This window comes from Streptomyces polyasparticus, assembly GCF_014493765.1.
In the GTDB taxonomy this organism is placed as follows: Bacteria; Actinomycetota; Actinomycetes; order Streptomycetales; family Streptomycetaceae; genus Streptomyces; species Streptomyces polyasparticus.
The window spans coordinates 194780-210632 of sequence record NZ_JACTVJ010000019.1; the positions used below are offsets into that span (position 1 = coordinate 194780).

Sequence of the window (15853 nt, forward strand, 5' to 3'; positions counted from 1 at the left end):
GGACACCTCCACGCGCCGGAGCAGGCGCTCGTCCCGCTTGTCGCGCCCCTGCGCACCGCTCCGCGCTCCCTGTCGGCCGGAGCCCGGCGGCACCGCCCCCCCCGTCTCACCTGCGGCATGTACAACCAGCCCTTGAATGAGGCACGTTCACGGGGCACATACAGGGTGGATCAGCACGGGCCGGGGGTAAGCCCCGCGTCACATATGGGAGAGCGCACGGGTCGTGCGGGAGCGGCCCGTGCTCCCAGGACGCGGGAGTACACACGATGCGGAACTTCCTGCGCCGTGACCAGGCCACGCTCGCCGGTCCCGGCTATGCGCCCGAAAACTCCGACCGACTCGAAGGCATCGAACGACTCGATGGCATGCAGAGCCTCGACGGCGCGATCGCCTCGCCCCTGCTTTCCGACGCCCTGCCGCAGCACGACGGCCGCTCGCCCGGCGGCCGCGACAGGGCCCGCGGGCATGACGAGCAGCGGTCCCTGTGGCGGCAGGCTGCCGAGTTCGTCGCCCAGTACCACCGCGAGCAGCTGGAGGGCGCGGATCCGACCCGCAGGCTCGCCGAGGTCCGCACCGAGCTCGACGCCACGGGCACCTACCGGCACACCGACGAGGAACTGGTCTTCGGCGCGCGGGTCGCCTGGCGCAACGCCAACCGCTGCATCGGCCGCCTCTATTGGCGCTCGCTGCGCATCCGCGACCGGCGTCACCTCTCGCGCGGCGAGGACATCGCGGCCGAGTGCGTCTCGCATCTGTACGAGGCCGGGAACGCCGGCCGTATCCGCCCCCTCATCACCGTCTTCGCCCCCGACGCACCCGGCCGCCCCGCGCCGCGGATCTGGAACGAGCAGCTCATCCGGTACGCCGGCTACACCGCCGAGGACGGCACGGTCACCGGCGACCCGCGCAACGCGGGCCTGACGGCGCTCGCCCGCGACCTCGGCTGGCCCGGCGGACCCGGCACCCACTTCGACGTACTGCCGCTGGTGATCCAGGAAGCGGGGCGCTGCCCGCAGTGGTACCCGCTGCCGCCCGAAGCCGTGCTCGAAGTGCCGATCGAGCACCCCGAGTTCGGCTGGTTCCAGCTGCTCGGGCTGCGCTGGCACGCCGTGCCCGCGCTCGCGAACATGTGCCTGGAGATCGGCGGCATCTGCTACCCGAGCGCCCCGTTCAACGGCTGGTACATGGGCACGGAGATCGGCGCGCGCAACTTCGCCGACACCGACCGCTACGACCTGCTGCCGGTGATCGCCGCCCGGCTCGGCCTCGACCTGCGCGACGAGCGTTCGCTGTGGCGCGACCGGGCACTCGTCGAACTCAACCGGGCCGTCCTGCACTCCTTCGATCGCGCGCGGGTCACGGTCACCGACCACCACACCGAATCCCGCCGCTTCCTCACCCATATCGGCCGCGAGGAGCGCAACGGGCGGCAGGTGGGCGCCGACTGGTCGTGGATCGTCCCGCCGATCTCGGGCTCGGCCACGCCGGTCTTCCATCGCACGTACGACGCCACGGAGCGCTATCCCGCCTACGTGCACCATCCCGACGCCCGCGCACGGGCGGCCGGGCTCGGCTCCTTCGATGCCTCGGACGGGTGCCCTTTGGTCTAGACCGGCTGCTACTGTCGCCCCGGACTCACGGCGGACGGAAGGCGGCACAGTGGCGGGCGCACGGGCGTACATCGGTTCCTTCACCTCGGCGGGCGGAGACGGGGTCACGGTGGCGGCCGTCGATCCCGCCACCGGGGCGCTGAGCGTGCTCACCACGACGGACGCGCTGGCCGATCCCTCGTATCTGGCCCTGGCGGACGGCCAGTTGTACGCCGTGTCCGAGACGCCCGAGGCGGGTGCCGTGGGCGTCTTCGACGTCACCGAGGACGTGCCGCGCCTGCTTGGGGCCCGGCCCGTGGAGGGCTCGGGGCCGACGCATCTGACGGTGACGGCCGGGCATGTGCTGACCGCGAACTACGGTTCGGGCAGCGTGTCCGCGCTGCCGCTGGGGGAGGGGGCCGCGAGCGTGCTGTCGCACGCGGGTTCGGGGCCGGTCGCGGGGCGCCAGGAAGGCCCGCATGCCCACCAGGTGGTGGCCGACCCGAGCGGGCGCTGGATGCTCAGCGTGGACCTCGGGACGGACTCGGTGCGGATCTGCACCCTCGACGGCGGCGCACTCACGGTCCGGCGCGAAGCGGCCCTGCGCGCGGGCAGCGGACCGCGGCATCTCGCGTTCCATCCGTCCGGCGGGTTCGTCTACGTGCTCAACGAGCTGGACCCGACGCTCACCGTCTGCTCCTGGGACGCCGACGCCGGAGTGCTCACCCCGCTGCGCGAGGTGCCCGTGCTCGCCGAGGAGCCGAAGGGAGACGCCTACCCCTCCGCGATCGTGGCCTCACCTGACGGGCGCTTCCTGTGGACGGCGACCCGCGGCGAGGACGTGATCTCCACGTTCGCCCTCGACGGCGGTGAGCCGGTCCTGGTGGCCGTCACCGACTGCGGCGGGCACTGGCCGCGCGACCTCGCCGTACACCCGTCGGGACAGTTCCTGTACGCGGCGAACGAGCGCTCGGGAGACGTCACCTGGTTCCGTGTACGGGCCGCGGACGGAACGCCGGAGCGCGGGGGCTCCGTGGCGGCGCCGGCTGCCTCGTGCGTGGTGTTCTGAGCCGCACCCGCATCTGGGGCCGCGCAGACGAAAGGGCCCACCCTGATCGACCGGGTGGGCCCTTTCGTGCGAGCGGGCAGCGTCAGCGCACCGGCGCGCCCATCTGCTGCTGCGGGGCGATGCCCAGCGCGTTCATGTAGTTCGACAGGGTCAGCTTGCCGATCGCCGGGTACGCGCCCAGCGGCTCGGCGACGGCGCAGCCGGCCTCCTTGGCGGCGGCGTCGAGCAGGCCGTCGGCCGCCTCCGGACCGATGACATACGGCGCCAGCGCCAGCTGGGCGGAGCCCGAGCCGCGCAGCTGCTCGGCGATCGCGGCGACGGAGCCCGGCTCGTCGAGCGCGGCGGCGAGCACCGGCACGGCGAGACGCGCGGCCAGGAGCATGCCGGTGATGCCCGCGGCCTGCACCGCCTCCTCGCCGCCCGAGGTGGCGAGGATGATGCCGTCGGCAGCCGTGGCCACCGTGAACAGCCTGGCCCTGTCGGCGCGGGACAGGCCGGCCTCGGAGAGCCGTACGTGCAGGGCCTCGGCGAGCAGCGGGTGCGGGCCGAGCACATCGGTGACCTCGGCGGGCGCGCTGCTGTCCACCACGGCCTGGCGGATCCGGCGCATCAGCGCGTTGTCCGGTCCGGCCAGGAGCGGCACGACCACGGCGACCGGGCCCTGCGGCTCGGTGGCCTCGACGCCGGCGGCCAGCGCCTGCTGGTAGCGGGCGGTGCGCTGCTCGGCGGCCTGCGCGAGGACGGTCTGGAGGTTCGGGTACTCGGCGCCTTCGCCGTCCACGTAACCGATGCGGGCGTCGAGACCCGGCAGCTCGGAACGGGCGATCGAGGTGACCTCTTCGGCGAGGGCGCGCGCTTCGGCGCTGGGCGTTCCCGGCACGGCGAGAACGAGCGCGGGTGCTCCCTCGGGAGCCACCGCGGGTTCCGGACGGCGGTGCCGACCGGGCTGGCGGGGTCGCGGCATTCGTACAGGCAGGCCGGATGCGGGCCCAGTGGGGGAGCTCATGGCGCCGCATGCTACTGGCTAGTGGTGGTCTGCTGTTCGGGGAGGGGGCAGGTGCGAGTTATACGTCCGTATTTTTCCGTTGAGTGACAATTGTCGTCACTGTCGGGAACGTTGAGCGTCCGGAGCTCGGCCGCTTTCCGTCAGTCGCTTCCCTCCGGAACATGCAGCAGGCGTCCGTCGCGCGGCAGCGCCAACGCGTCGAGCGCGAGCGCCGTCGCGAGCACCACCGCCCCGTCGAGCGGATTCCCCTCCGCCGACACGGCCCGTGCGCGCGGCAGTTGGACCGACAGCTCTTCCTTCAGGGGTACGAGGAGTGCATCGCCGATCCCGAACAGGCCGCCGGTCAGGGCGACTTCACACTCCGTCTCCGGCGGGCACACCGCGGCCGCGGCCTCGGCGATGTGCAGCGCCGCGGCCTGCAGGATGCCGGCCGCGACCGGGTCATCGGCGGCGCAGCGGGCCACCTCGGGGACGAAGGAGGCGAGCACGGCCGGGCGGTCCGTGCGCGGGTACAGCTTGCCGGGAAGCTCCGTGACCGGCCCGTCGAAGAACTCCTCCGCGCGGGCCCGCAGCAGCGCCGAGCCGCCGCGCCGGCCGTCGAGGTCGCGCAGGGCGGCGTCCAGGCCGGCCCGGCCGATCCAGGCGCCGCCGCCGCAGTCGCCGAGCAGATGGCCCCAGCCGTCGGCCCGGCGCCACTTCCTGCCCTCGGTGCCGAGCGCGATCATCCCGGTGCCCGCGGCGACCACCGCGCCGGGCCGCTGGCCCAGGGCGCCCGCGTACGCGGTCACCGCGTCGGCGGCAAGGGCGAGCCTGCGCACTCCGAAGGCTTCCGCGAGAGCGCCGGGCAGGTGCTCGCGCAGGTCGTCGCCGAGGGTGGCCATGCCGGCCGCTCCGACGGCCACGGCCCGGATGTCCTTGCCGTCGCCGCCGGCCTCGCCGAGCAGGGCGTTGGCCATGGGGACGAGCTGTTCCATCAGGTGCCCGGCGTCGATGCCGCCCGGTCCCGTACGTACGGGCTGCCGGGAGACCGCCGTGTCGGCGCGGTCGGCGCCGGCGGCCGGGGCCGCATCACCGGCGGACGGAACGGGCGCGAGTGCGACGCGCAGGCCCGAGCCGCCGGAGTCCACGGCGAGCACCCAACCAGGCTGGTGTGTCGAGGAGTTGGTCACGGCAGCCGCCAGTCCACGGGCTGGGCACCCTGCTCGGCGAGCAGAGTGTTGACGCGGCTGAACGGCCGCGAGCCGAAGAAGCCGCGGTCGGCCGACATCGGGGACGGGTGTGCGGACTCCACGGCCGGCAGCTGCCCGAGCAGCGGCCGCAGATTGCGGGCGTCGCGGCCCCACAGGACCGACACGAGCGGACGCCCGCGCGCGGCCAGCGCACGGATCGCCTGCTCGGTGACCTCTTCCCAGCCCTTGCCGCGGTGGGCGGCGGGCCTGCGGGGCGCGGTGGTCAGCGCCCTGTTCAGGAGCAGCACGCCCTGCCGGGTCCACGGCGTCAGATCGCCGTTGGACGGCTGCGCGAGCCCTAGGTCCGAGTGCATCTCGCGGTAGATGTTGATCAGGCTGCCGGGCAGCGGCCTCACCTCGGGCGCCACCGAGAAGCTCAGCCCCACGGCATGCCCGGGCGTCGGATAGGGATCCTGTCCGACGATCAGCACCTTCACCTCGTCGAAGGGCTGCTGGAATGCGCGCAGCACATTCGGGCCCGCCGGCAGATAGGTACGTCCCGCGCCGATCTCCGCGCGCAGGAAGTCGCCCATCGCGGCGATCCGTTCGGCCACGGGCTCAAGTGCCTTGGCCCAGCCGGGTTCGACGATCTCGTTCAATGGTCGTGCAGCCACGGGGTCACCTTAGTGGCGTAACGCACGCGCCGATCAACCGCGGTCGAAAGCGCGGCCCCCGGGCGGATGCGGCGCGCGTGCGCCGGATCCGCCCCGCGGCCGGCGCTCAGCCGATCGCCGCCGCCCGCACGCACAGGACGTCCGGCAGATGGGAGGCGAGCAGCTGCCAGGAGTCGCCGTCGTCCGCACTCGCGAACACCTCGCCGTTGCGATTCCCGAAGTACACCCCCGCCGGGTCCAGATCGTCGGTGCACAGGGCGTCCCGAAGGACCGTCCCGTAGTGATCGCCTTCGGGAAGGCCGGCCGTCAGCGGCTCCCACGAAGCGCCCGCGTCGGTGGTCCGGTACACGCGGCAGCGGCGTCCTGCCGGGACCCGGTCCGCGTCGGCGTTGATCGGGAACACATAGGCCGTATCGCCGCGATGCGGATGCGCCGCCGCCGCGAAACCGAAGTCGGACGGCAGGCCGGAACCGATGTCGACCCACTTCGCCCCCGCGTCGTCGCTGCGGAACACCCCCCAGTGGTTCTGCAGATAGAGCCGGTCGGGGTCGACCGCGTCCCGCGTCACCTTGTGCACGCACTGGCCGAACTCGGGATTCGGGTCGGGCAGGAACACCGCGGACACCCCGGAGTTGGCGGGCGCCCAGCTCTGCCCGCCGTCCTGCGTGCGGAAGACCCCGGCCGTGGACACGGCCACCGTGATCGACTGTGGATCGCGCGCGTCCGTCAGGATCGTGTGCAGCCCCTCACCGCCGCCGCCCGGCACCCACTTGGAGCGGGTCGGGTGCTCCCACAACGGGCGTACGAGCTCGAAACTCTCGCCGCGGTCCTCCGAGCGGTACAGCGCGGCCGGCTCGGTGCCCGCCCAGACGACGTCCTCCTCGGCCGCCGACGGGTGCAGCTGCCAGACCCGCTCCAGGGAGGCCTCGGTGTCCTGGGGGAACTTCACCGCCGGCTTCGCGGGCTCGGTCCAGGACGCGCCGAGGTCGTCGGAGTGGAAGACGCTCGGACCCCAGTGGGCGCTGTCCCCGCCGACGAGGAGCCGGGGAGTGCCGCGCCGGGTGTCGATCGCGATCGAGTAGATCGCCTGTGCGTTGAAATGCGGGCCGTCGAACTCCCAGACGCCGGCGCGGCGACGTCCGATGAAGAGTCCTTTGCGGGTGCCCACGGTCAGAAGTACCTCGGCCATCTCCGGCCACCTCCGTCAGGTCGGTCGACTTCGTTGTCCACGACGTGCGCTCAGTTTGCACCCGGGCACTGACAACAGCGCCCGAAACGGGCTTGACCTGCTCGTTTCGCAGTATTCCGGGTGCTGTGCCGACGGCGGCCGTTCCCGCTAATCCCGTACCTGCGAGGCCAGCTCGGCGATACCCTCCGGGCCCACGCGGCAGCAGCCGCCGACCAGACGCGCCCCGTCCCGCACCCAGCCGGCCGCCCGGCCCTCGGCGGTGAACGTCGCGGGACCGCGCCAGGAGCGCCGTACGGCATCCCACCGCTCGCCGCTGTTGGGGTACACCACGACCGGCTTGCCCGTGATCCGTGCGGCGAGCGGCACCGCGGCGTCGGCGTCCTGCGGTGCGCAGCAGTTGACCCCCACCGCGATCACCTCGTCCGCGTCGGCGGCCAGGGCGAACGCCTCCTCCAGCGGCTGTCCGGCGCGGGTCAGCCCGCCCGCCACGCTGAACGACAGCCACGCCGGCACCCCGAGCCCGCGCACGGCCCGTACAAGGGCCCGCGCCTCTTCCGCGTCCGGCACGGTCTCCAGGGCCAGGACGTCCGGCTCCGCGGCGGCGAGCACTTCGAGCCGCGGCCGGTGGAAGCGCTCGAGCTCCGCCACGCTCAGCCCGTAGCGACCCCGGTACTCGGAACCGTCCGCGAGCAGCGCCCCGTAGGGCCCGGCGGAAGCGGCCACCCACAGCGGACGGCTCACACCTTCCATACGAGCCAGGTCGGCGGCCTCGCGCGCCAACCGCACGCTCAGAGCGAGGAGTTCGGTGGTGCGGCCTGCGTCGATCCCCTGCGCCGCGAAGCCCTCGTACGTCGCCTGGTACGAGGCCGTGGTCGCCACACTCGCGTCCGCGCGGAAGTACGCGAGATGCGCCGCGCGCACCGCGTCGGGACGGTCGGCGAGCAGCCGCGCCGACCACAGCGCGTCGCTCAGATCGTGGCCGTCGGCCTCCAGCTGGTTCGACAGACCGCCGTCGAGCACCACCGGCCTCGCCGCAAGAGCCTGCGCAAAGGTGACCATGCTTCGACGCTAGCCCCTGTCCGGCCGCGGGACCGCCGTAGTCTGTGACCATGGCTTCCGTACTGGTCCTCAACGGCCCCAATCTGAACCTCCTCGGCACCCGCGAGCCGGGCATCTACGGCGCGCAGACCCTCAAGGACGTCGAGGCGCTCTGCCAGGAGACCGCCGAGGCGCTCGGGCACGTCGCCGACTGCCGGCAGTCCAACCACGAGGGCCAGTTGATCGACTGGATCCATGAGGCGGGGGACCGCCAGAAGTCCGGCGGTCTGATCGGCGCGGTGTTCAACGCCGGCGCGTACACCCACACCTCCGTCGCCCTGCACGACGCGATCAAGGGCACCGGACTGCGGGTCATCGAGGTGCACATCTCGAACGTGCACGCCCGTGAGTCCTTCCGCCACCACTCCTACCTCTCGCCCGCCGCCGCCGGCATCGTCGTCGGCTTCGGAACGGACGGCTACCGGCTCGCGATCGAAGGACTGCACCGGCTGCACACCGCGTCCGCATAGCCGCCCGCCCGCCCGAACCGGAGGCCGGATCGCGGAACCGCCGAGCGTGCGGAGTGCGTTGTCCAGACAGCGGCATCACCGATGCGAGGGGGAGAACATGGCGGCTTCCGGAGCGGTACGGATCGACGGCGACAGGCTGCGGCTGCCGGGCGGCGTCAGCGTGCAGTTCATGCGGACGCTGAGGCTGCCCGAGACGGGCACGCATGCGCTGCCTCCCGGCCTCGGCGCCTTCCCGCTGCGGCGTGTGGAGGACTTCCCCGATACGGCCCCCGAGGAATGGCTGCGGCGCGGCGGCGTGCTGCTGCCGGTGTACATGCGCGAGGCCATGTGGCTGAGTTTCTCGGGGAGTTCGGAGCCCGCCGCCCTTCAGGTGGGCGTCGGCAAGGTGTGCGCCGTCTCCGGAAAGCCCTGGCGCGACAAGCTGAAGCGCCATCCGCAGAACTATGTGGTGCTGCCCCGCCAGCCCTGGCTGGACGGGATCAACTCCGGCAAGGGCACGGTCCGCCAGTTCGTCGCCGTGCCGCTCGGCCTGGGCGCGACCGTCGAGGGCCAGGTGACCGGCGAGGAGCACTGGGGCGGCGTACAGCTGCAGTCGTTCCCGCTCGACGACCAGGTCCTCGAGCAGTGGCGCGCGGAGCAGCGCAGGCTCGCCGCCGAGCGGTCCGCGCGGATGCGCTCGGGCGGATACGGCGCGATGCCGGCCGCACCCGGCGCGATGCCCGCACCTGCCGCGGCACCGCCTTCGATGGCGGCCGCGCCCCTGATGGCCCGGGCTCCGGGCCCGCGTCCCGCAGCCCCCGCGATGGGTCTCGGTGTCGGCGGCTCCATGCGCCAGGAGGTCTACAAGGACGACCGCCCCGCATCCGACTGGTCCCGGACGCCCGCGGCCCGGGTGTTCGTCCATCTGGTCACGCCGCCCGAGTGGCGTCGTATCACCGGGGAGGCACCCCCGCCCTCGCCGGTGGACCGGGCGGCGTACACCCGCGCGGGTCTGCCCTGGTTCGACTACTACGACGAGGACGGCACGGACGTGGCACCCACCGACACCCTCGGCGGCGTGAAGCCGGTGGGGGAGTGGCTTGGCGATGACCACGAGCCGTGGCAGCAGCCGCACCCCGGCCAGATCAAGCCGCTGGGGGACGCTCCGGGCAAGCCCGTGTCCGACGGCGACTGGTGAACTGCCGCGCCGGGCGCCTTCACACGGTCGGTTCCACCTCGCCCACCCGGGTGGCAAGCACCTGCCACCCGGCCGGCTCCTCGTGCACCCAGGTCCGGGTGCACAACACCCGTGCCTCGAAGGGCACTCCGTCGCAGTGACCGCGGGCCGAGAGCACGGTCCGCGTCACGCCTGTGGCACCCGCGACGGTGGCCACGGTCTCCTCGGGGTCGATCGCGTCCACGACCAGGGCTCCCGTACGAAAGGCCTCGGCCTCCTGTTCCCCGGCGTGGCAGCGGCCGTCGGGGCGCACCGACACCAGCTGCGGATGGAACAGGCCGCGTAACCCGGTCAGATCGCCTGCCCTCACGGCATGCCTCAACCGGCGCTCCGCCGCCAGGAGTTCCGCTGCGGGGAACTCGTCCGCCCGCTGCTGCTGTACACACCCGCTCGGTTCCACAGGCCACCTCTCGTCTCGGGTGGCGCACTGTATCCGTACCGCCGTCCCGGGCCGAAGTCGCCCACAGGGGCGCGCAGATGCACGGGGGCGCCTCGGCCCAGGGCTGCGTCCGGCGGGTGCCTGACCGGGCGTTGGCGAAGGACCTGATCAGGCGTACGCCTTGACCATGGCCTGAGCGACCATGACGTCCTCCTCCACCGTGCCGCCGGACACGCCGACAGCGCCGATGATCCGGCCGTCCGCGTCCTTCAGCGGCAGACCGCCGCCGAACGAGACCAGACCGCCGTTGCTGCGGTCGATGCCGTACGCGGTGTCGCCGGGCTTGGTGATGTCGCCAAGATCGGCGCTCGGTATGCGGAACATGACCGAGGTGCGGGCCTTCTTGAGGGCGAGGTCGATCGAGCCCAGCCAGGCGTCGTCCATCCGCGAGAACTGCAGCAGATGCGCGCCGCCGTCGAGGATCGCGAGGTTCATGTCGACGCCGAGCTGCGCGGCGGACGCGCGGCCGGCCTCGATCATGCGGTTCGCGGTGTCGAGGGTGAGGGTGTTGGTGCTGGTCATGGTGTGCCTTTCTCGGTGGGGGAGTGGAACTGGTTCAGGGAGCGAAGTGGCGGGCCACCGTCGCCTCGTCCACGTCTTCGAGGCGGGCCGGGGACCAGCGCGGGCTGCGGTCCTTGTCGACGACCAGGGCCCGTACGCCCTCGGGGAGATCGGGGCCGCCGAGGGTGGCGCACGCGATGTGCAGCTCCTGGTCGAGCGCGGCCTCCAGGGAGGGCAGGCGGCGGGCCCGGCGCAGGGCGCGCAGGGTGACCTTGAGCGAGGTGGGGGAGTGGCCGAGGATGCGCGTCGCCGCCTCCTTCGCCGCGGGGACGCCCGAGTCGGTCAGGCGCTGCACGATCTCCTCGACGGTGTCGGCCGCGTAGCACGTGTCGATCCAGTCGCGGTGTGCGAGCAGCTCGCTGTCGCGTGCGGGCCGCGTGAAGTCCCGTACGGCATCGGTGAGTTCACGGGTGGCGAGCGCGGCGAGGAAGCCGGGCAGCTGCGCCTGCGGCACGCAGTGGTCGGCGAAGCCGAGCGCGATGGCGTCGGCGCCGGTCATCGCGTCCGCGGTGAGCGCGAGATGGGTGCCGAGCTCGCCCGGGGCGCGGCTGAGCAGCCAGGTGCCGCCGACGTCGGGGACGAACCCGATGGCGACCTCGGGCATCGCGATCCGGGAGCGCTCGGTGACGACGCGCACCGAGCCGTGCGCCGAGAGGCCGACGCCGCCGCCCATCACGATGCCGTCCATGAGGGCCACGTACGGCTTCGGGTAGTGCGCGATACGGGAGTTGAGCGCGTACTCCTGGGTCCAGAAGAGGCGGGACGGCGTGGGGTCGCCGAGCGCCGACTCACGGAAGACCCGGATGTCGCCGCCCGCGCACAGGCCCCGCTCGCCCGCGCCGTCGAGGACGATCGCGGTGACGTCGGTGTCGTCCGCTCGGCATCTTCGGCGGAGCGCTGGCCGGCGGGATCTACCTGCTCGCCTTCGCCTGACCGGCTCCACGCGGAGTACGAGCCGACGCCACCCGGTACTTCAAGTGGGCCGGTACCCCGTGCTGTTGCACAGGTACCGGCCCACTTCGTGTACTCGGGAACGTACGGCCTACGCGGCCGACTCCGGGCCGGGCTCCTCGAAGCCGGCGACCCAGGTCAGCGCGAACGACAGGGCGACGGCGACCCCGATGCCGGTCAACTGCATCGTGAAGCTGCCGACATCGACGAACGCGGGCAGCGCGAGCAACCCGGGCATGATGAACGCCGTCGAGGCCGAACCGCCCGCCGAGGCGATTCCGCCGCCCACCGCCGCGGCCATGCACGCGCAGACGAACGGCCGCTTCAGCGGCATCGTGACGCCGTACACCGCGGGTTCGGTGACTCCGGCCAGGAATCCGCTCAGCGCGGCCGGACCCGCCAGCCGCATCAGCCGCCGGTCGCGGGTCTTGAGCAGCACGGCCACCACGGCCGCGGCCTGCGCCGAGGTCGCGGCGATCATCGGGCCGTACAGAAGCGAATGACCCTGCTGCGCAAGGTCGTTGGCGATGACCGGGAACAGCCCCCAGTGCAGCCCGAAGAAGATCAGTACATGCGAGAAGCCGCCGAGCAGCGCACCCGCGAGCGCCGGGCTCAGGCCGAACAGCCACGTCGTGGCGTCGGCCGCCCCCTTGCTCACCGCGTCGGCGAGCGGGCCGATGGCGAGCAGTGTCACCGGGACCATGACCACGAGGGTGAGCAGCGGGGTGAGGAAGGAGCGCACGCTCGCGTGCAGGACCCGCCGCAGCCCGCGCTCCAGACGGCTCTGGGCCCAGACCGCGAGGATCAACGGAAGCACGGAACCCGCGTACGACATCGTGACCAGAGGAATGCCGAACAGGCTGACCGGCTTGCCCGACTCGGCGAGCGCGGTGATCGCGGGAGAGAGCAGCGCACCGGCGAGAGCGAGCGCGGTGTACTCGTTCGCCCCGAAGCGCCTGGCCGTGGTCAGCGCGAGCAGGGCCGGCAGGAAGGTGAACACGGCGTCGCCCGCCGCGTTGAGGACCGTGTACTCGGGCGATGCCGGGTCCAGCCGGTGCAGGGTGACGGCCAGCGCCACCAGGGCCTTGAGCAGTCCGGCGCCGGCGAGCGTCCAGACGAACGGCGCGAAGATTCCGGTGACGGCATCGAGGACACGGGACAGCGGACCGCCGCTCCCCGCCGCCGGTGACACCGGCTCGGACCCGCAGGCCGCCTCGACCGCCGCGTACACCTCGGTCACCTCATCCCCGACGACCACCTGGAACTGCCCGCCGCTCTCGACGACCGCGAGCACACCGGGCGTCCGCTCGATCCCGGCACGGTCCGCCAGGGCGGGGTCGCCGAGGACGAACCGCAGCCTGGTCGCGCAGTGCACCAGGGACACCACGTTCGCTGCGCCGCCGACCCCTTCGAGGACGGCTGACGCGGTGACGTCGGCATGTGGCCCGGCGTCGGTACTCATCATGTTCTCCGTTGCGTTCCGGGCCTTTCGGCCTTCCCCCCGGCCAGTCATGCCTTTTGGCCTTCTCCCGGCAGTCATGGCTGAGCCCTTGTCCCGTACGGAATTCGAGACCGTACGGGACAAGGGCCCACTGTTCGCCGCCTGTGGCGCGCCGAGTCAGCGCGCGTCGGCGAGGTGCTCCGCCAAGGCCGCCAGCCACAGTGCCACGGCCACCGCGCCCGGGTCCGGGTGGCCGAGCGCCCGCTCGCCCAGGTAGCTGGAGCGGCCGCGGCGCGCGGTGACCTCGGCGGTGGCGGCCGCGCCCTTGTCGGCGGCCTCCACCGCGCGGGCCAGCGCCGTCTCGCCGTCGAGGCCTTCGGACAGTGCCGTACGGAAGGCCGCTGCGGCCGGAAGGAGGGCGTCGAGCATGGTCCGGTCGCCCTGCTTCGCGCCTCCCAGGCGGGCGAGTTGCTCCGTGCCCGCGGCGAGCGCGTCGGCCCACGCGTCGGCCCACGCGTCGGCCGACGGGTGCTGCTCGCCTTCGAGCGCCGCGGCGGCCTTCACCAGGAGCACCGCGTACAGCGGACCCGACGTACCGCCGATGGCGCGTCGCACGGACGCAGCCATGCCGCGCAGCACGGCGGCCGGGCTGTCCCCGTACGTGTCGTAGTCGCGCAGGATCGCCTCCGAGCCGCGCAGCAGGCTGATGCCGAGATCGCCGTCGCCGACCTCGCGGTCGAGCGCGGTGAGATGTGCCTCCGCTTCGGTCAGTGCGGCGCAGACGCCGGCGACCGGACCGCGCAGCGCCGCACGGCCACCGGTCACACCGCGGTCGTCGTCCCCGGCGCGCTCGGGTGCGACCGCCTTCGCCACCGTGGTCACCTCGCGCGCGGGACGTCCGAGGTGCGCTGCCGGCCAGGCCGGAGTCTCGGCGGGTGCGTCGAGGCGCGCGAGCATCGCATCGTCCACCGGCAGGACGGAGAGGGAGACGCCGGGCATCTCCAGAGCGGTCAGGAAGTCGCCCGTCCACACGCGCTCCAGGACCAGGCCGCGATCGGCCAGCCAGGCGGCGCAGTCCCGCGTGACGATGGAGAGTTCCATCGGGGGCGTACCGCCGAGACCGTTCACCAGGAGCGCCACCCGGTCGCCCGCCTTGAGGCCGCGGTCCGCGGTGATCTGCTCCAGGAGGGTGGCGACGAGCGTCGCCGCAGGCGCGGCCGGCACCCGGCGCACCCCGGCCTCGCCGTGGATGCCGAGCCCCAACTCGAGCTCGCCGTCACTCAGTTCGAAGCCGGGACGGCCCGCCGCGGGGACCGTGCACGAGCCGAGCGCGACACCCATGGTGCCCACGGCGGCGGCCGCCGCCTCGGCCTCACGGGCCACCTCGTCCAGGCTCGCGCCCGCCGCGGCCGCGGCGCCGGCGATCTTGTGGACCAGGACGGTGCCGGCCAGGCCGCGACGCCCCGCCGACTCGCCGTCGGCGGCGAGCGCGACATCGTCGCCGACCGTGACGGTCCGCACGGCGATGCCCTCGGCGCGGGCCAGTTCCGCCGCCAGGCCGAAGTTCAGACGGTCGCCGGTGTAGCTCTTGACGATCAGCAGGACGCCGGACGGACCGGCCACGGTGCGGATCGTGTCGAGGATGGTGTCGACCGAGGGGGAGGCGAACACATCGCCGCAGACCGCGGCGGTCAGCATGCCCTCGCCGACGTATCCGGCGTGCGCGGGCTCATGGCCCGAGCCGCCGCCGGAGACGATGGCCACGGTGTCCGTGCGGTGGGCGCGCACCGCGACGGTCTCACCTTCCAGGAGCGCGATCTCCGGATGGGCCCAGGCGAGGCCTTCCAGGGTGTCCCGTACGACCTGCTGGGCATCGTTGATCAGCTTCTTCATAGGGTGCTGCGACCTCTCACGTGCATCTCGGGTGTGCGTTGCCGTGGGCAAGAACCTATGGGGTGAGATCGCGCGGGCGCCCTGCCATTGGTCCCGACGGGGAAGGCGGTAAGACCCCTCTCGGGCCGGCTTCCTTGATTCCAAGGCCATCTATGTTGACGAACGTCGATTCAGGGAGGAGGGTGAGCTGTATCCACATCCATCGAAACAGCGAGGAGTCGCCATGACTTCGATCGGGCAGAAGGCGGACCGGGCCGCCGACCTCCGGGAGACGGTGCGCGCGGGCTATGCCGCGGCGGCGCTCAAGGTCGTCGAGGGCGGGGTCGCGTGTTGCGGGTCCGGGGCGGTCGAGATCGATGAGAACTTCGGGTCCGGTCTCTACGGGGCCGAGGAGCGCGAGTCGCTGCCGGCCGAGGCGGTCGCCGCCTCCCTGGGCTGCGGCAACCCGCTCGTCGTCGCCGAACTGCACGAAGGCGAAAGGGTGCTGGACCTCGGCTCGGGCGGCGGCATCGATGTGCTTCTGTCCGCCCGCCGCGTCGGAGCGAGCGGCAAGGCGTACGGGCTCGACATGACCGAGGAGATGCTCGCGCTCGCCCTGGCCAACAAGGAGAAGGCCGGGGCGGACAACGTCGAGTTCCTCAAGGGCACCATCGAGGCCATCCCGCTGCCTGCGAACACCATCGACGTCGTTATCTCCAACTGCGTGATCAATCTGTCCGTCGACAAGCCCGCCGTGTTCGCGGAGATGTTCCGCGTCCTGACGCCCGGAGGCCGTGTCGGCATCTCGGACGTCGTCGCCGAGGACAACCTCACCCCCGAGCAGCGCGCCGAGCGCGGCGACTATGTCGGCTGCATCGCGGGCGCACTGTCGCTCACCGAGTACCGCGAGGGCCTGGCGGCGGCCGGCTTCACCGCCATCGAGATCACCCCGACCCACTCGGTCGCCGACGGGATGCACTCGGCTGTCGTACGGGCGGTGAAGCCGACGACTGCGGTGCGGCTTCCCTTCGCGGAAGGGGCCTCCGAGGCGCGCCTCGAAGGGAGTTCGGAGCAGGGCCGGGGGACTTCCTGCTGCGGTTGATCCGCTG

Annotated in this window: 15 protein-coding genes; 5 read left to right on the forward strand and 10 right to left on the reverse strand. The window is 72.8% G+C overall.

Annotation, left to right across the window (positions count from 1 at the left end; genetic code table 11):
* Window positions 1-266 precede the first annotated feature (266 nt).
* A complete protein-coding gene (locus H9Y04_RS33755) occupies window positions 267-1610 on the forward strand; it encodes a nitric oxide synthase oxygenase (protein ID WP_236071800.1) in 1344 nt (447 codons plus the stop codon).
* Between the two features lie 49 nt (window positions 1611-1659).
* Window positions 1660-2658, forward strand: a complete 999-nt coding sequence (locus H9Y04_RS33760) for a lactonase family protein (RefSeq protein ID WP_308801440.1) — start codon at window positions 1660-1662, stop codon at window positions 2656-2658.
* Between the two features lie 82 nt (window positions 2659-2740).
* Here H9Y04_RS33760 and H9Y04_RS33765 read toward each other — a convergent pair whose 3' ends face one another.
* The 5 genes from H9Y04_RS33765 to mmuM all read right to left on the reverse strand — a co-directional run bounded on the left by H9Y04_RS33765 (window position 2741) and on the right by mmuM (window position 7755).
* Window positions 2741-3664 carry a sirohydrochlorin chelatase gene (locus tag H9Y04_RS33765; protein WP_187817948.1) on the reverse strand — a complete coding sequence of 308 codons (924 nt, stop codon included), beginning with the start codon at window positions 3662-3664 and terminating at the stop codon, window positions 2741-2743.
* A 140-nt stretch (window positions 3665-3804) separates the two neighbouring features.
* Window positions 3805-4800 (reverse strand): N-acetylglucosamine kinase, encoded by a 996-nt coding sequence (locus H9Y04_RS33770; protein ID WP_308801441.1) that lies wholly within the window; start codon window positions 4798-4800, stop codon window positions 3805-3807.
* Window positions 4801-4829: 29 nt separating this feature from the next.
* Window positions 4830-5507 carry a uracil-DNA glycosylase gene (locus tag H9Y04_RS33775; RefSeq protein ID WP_187817950.1) on the reverse strand — a complete coding sequence of 226 codons (678 nt, stop codon included), beginning with the start codon at window positions 5505-5507 and terminating at the stop codon, window positions 4830-4832.
* 106 nt (window positions 5508-5613) lie between these two features.
* Entirely contained in the window at window positions 5614-6696 is a 1083-nt protein-coding gene (locus tag H9Y04_RS33780) for a WD40/YVTN/BNR-like repeat-containing protein (protein WP_187817951.1), read from the reverse strand.
* Window positions 6697-6843: 147 nt separating this feature from the next.
* The gene (gene mmuM, locus H9Y04_RS33785; RefSeq protein WP_187817952.1) at window positions 6844-7755 is read right to left on the reverse strand and encodes a homocysteine S-methyltransferase; all 912 of its coding nucleotides are present in this window, start codon (window positions 7753-7755) and stop codon (window positions 6844-6846) included.
* Window positions 7756-7805: 50 nt separating this feature from the next.
* On the opposite strand from mmuM, the gene aroQ reads away from it, so the two are divergent.
* Together aroQ and H9Y04_RS33795 are read left to right on the forward strand one after the other, a co-directional pair.
* A complete protein-coding gene (aroQ, locus tag H9Y04_RS33790) occupies window positions 7806-8264 on the forward strand; it encodes a type II 3-dehydroquinate dehydratase (protein WP_187817953.1) in 459 nt (152 codons plus the stop codon).
* Window positions 8265-8361: 97 nt separating this feature from the next.
* Window positions 8362-9441, forward strand: a complete 1080-nt coding sequence (locus tag H9Y04_RS33795; RefSeq protein ID WP_187817954.1) for a hypothetical protein — start codon at window positions 8362-8364, stop codon at window positions 9439-9441.
* A gap of 19 nt (window positions 9442-9460) precedes the next feature.
* Here H9Y04_RS33795 and H9Y04_RS33800 read toward each other — a convergent pair whose 3' ends face one another.
* The 5 genes from H9Y04_RS33800 to dhaL form a co-directional block, all read right to left on the reverse strand.
* Complete coding sequence (locus H9Y04_RS33800; protein WP_187817955.1) at window positions 9461-9880, reverse strand: nuclear transport factor 2 family protein; 420 nt, start codon at window positions 9878-9880, stop codon at window positions 9461-9463.
* A 147-nt stretch (window positions 9881-10027) separates the two neighbouring features.
* Window positions 10028-10441 carry a GlcG/HbpS family heme-binding protein gene (locus H9Y04_RS33805; protein WP_187817956.1) on the reverse strand — a complete coding sequence of 138 codons (414 nt, stop codon included), beginning with the start codon at window positions 10439-10441 and terminating at the stop codon, window positions 10028-10030.
* Window positions 10442-10475: 34 nt separating this feature from the next.
* On the reverse strand, window positions 10476-11423 hold the full coding sequence (locus tag H9Y04_RS33810) for an enoyl-CoA hydratase/isomerase family protein (RefSeq protein ID WP_187817957.1): 948 nt from the start codon (window positions 11421-11423) through the stop codon (window positions 10476-10478).
* Window positions 11424-11522: 99 nt separating this feature from the next.
* Window positions 11523-12893, reverse strand: a complete 1371-nt coding sequence (locus H9Y04_RS33815; protein WP_187817958.1) for a PTS transporter subunit EIIC — start codon at window positions 12891-12893, stop codon at window positions 11523-11525.
* Window positions 12894-13049: 156 nt separating this feature from the next.
* On the reverse strand, window positions 13050-14765 hold the full coding sequence (gene dhaL / locus H9Y04_RS33820; RefSeq protein WP_187817959.1) for a dihydroxyacetone kinase subunit DhaL: 1716 nt from the start codon (window positions 14763-14765) through the stop codon (window positions 13050-13052).
* A gap of 223 nt (window positions 14766-14988) precedes the next feature.
* On the opposite strand from dhaL, the gene arsM reads away from it, so the two are divergent.
* Window positions 14989-15846, forward strand: a complete 858-nt coding sequence (gene arsM / locus H9Y04_RS33825) for an arsenite methyltransferase (protein ID WP_187817960.1) — start codon at window positions 14989-14991, stop codon at window positions 15844-15846.
* Window positions 15847-15853: the final 7 nt, after the last annotated feature.

What these genes read in the sequence shown, in the direction of transcription:
- dhaL (WP_187817959.1), bottom strand. Translation starts at nt 14,765, where the DNA reads ATGAAGAAGCTGATCAACGATGCCCAGCAGGTCGTACGGGACACCCTG.
- H9Y04_RS33815 (WP_187817958.1), bottom strand. Translation starts at nt 12,893, where the DNA reads ATGAGTACCGACGCCGGGCCACATGCCGACGTCACCGCGTCAGCCGTC.
- H9Y04_RS33755 (WP_236071800.1), top strand. Translation starts at nt 267, where the DNA reads ATGCGGAACTTCCTGCGCCGTGACCAGGCCACGCTCGCCGGTCCCGGC.
- aroQ (WP_187817953.1), top strand. Translation starts at nt 7,806, where the DNA reads ATGGCTTCCGTACTGGTCCTCAACGGCCCCAATCTGAACCTCCTCGGC.
- H9Y04_RS33780 (WP_187817951.1), bottom strand. Translation starts at nt 6,696, where the DNA reads ATGGCCGAGGTACTTCTGACCGTGGGCACCCGCAAAGGACTCTTCATC.
- H9Y04_RS33805 (WP_187817956.1), bottom strand. Translation starts at nt 10,441, where the DNA reads ATGACCAGCACCAACACCCTCACCCTCGACACCGCGAACCGCATGATC.
- H9Y04_RS33765 (WP_187817948.1), bottom strand. Translation starts at nt 3,664, where the DNA reads ATGAGCTCCCCCACTGGGCCCGCATCCGGCCTGCCTGTACGAATGCCG.
- H9Y04_RS33795 (WP_187817954.1), top strand. Translation starts at nt 8,362, where the DNA reads ATGGCGGCTTCCGGAGCGGTACGGATCGACGGCGACAGGCTGCGGCTG.
- mmuM (WP_187817952.1), bottom strand. Translation starts at nt 7,755, where the DNA reads ATGGTCACCTTTGCGCAGGCTCTTGCGGCGAGGCCGGTGGTGCTCGAC.
- arsM (WP_187817960.1), top strand. Translation starts at nt 14,989, where the DNA reads ATGACTTCGATCGGGCAGAAGGCGGACCGGGCCGCCGACCTCCGGGAG.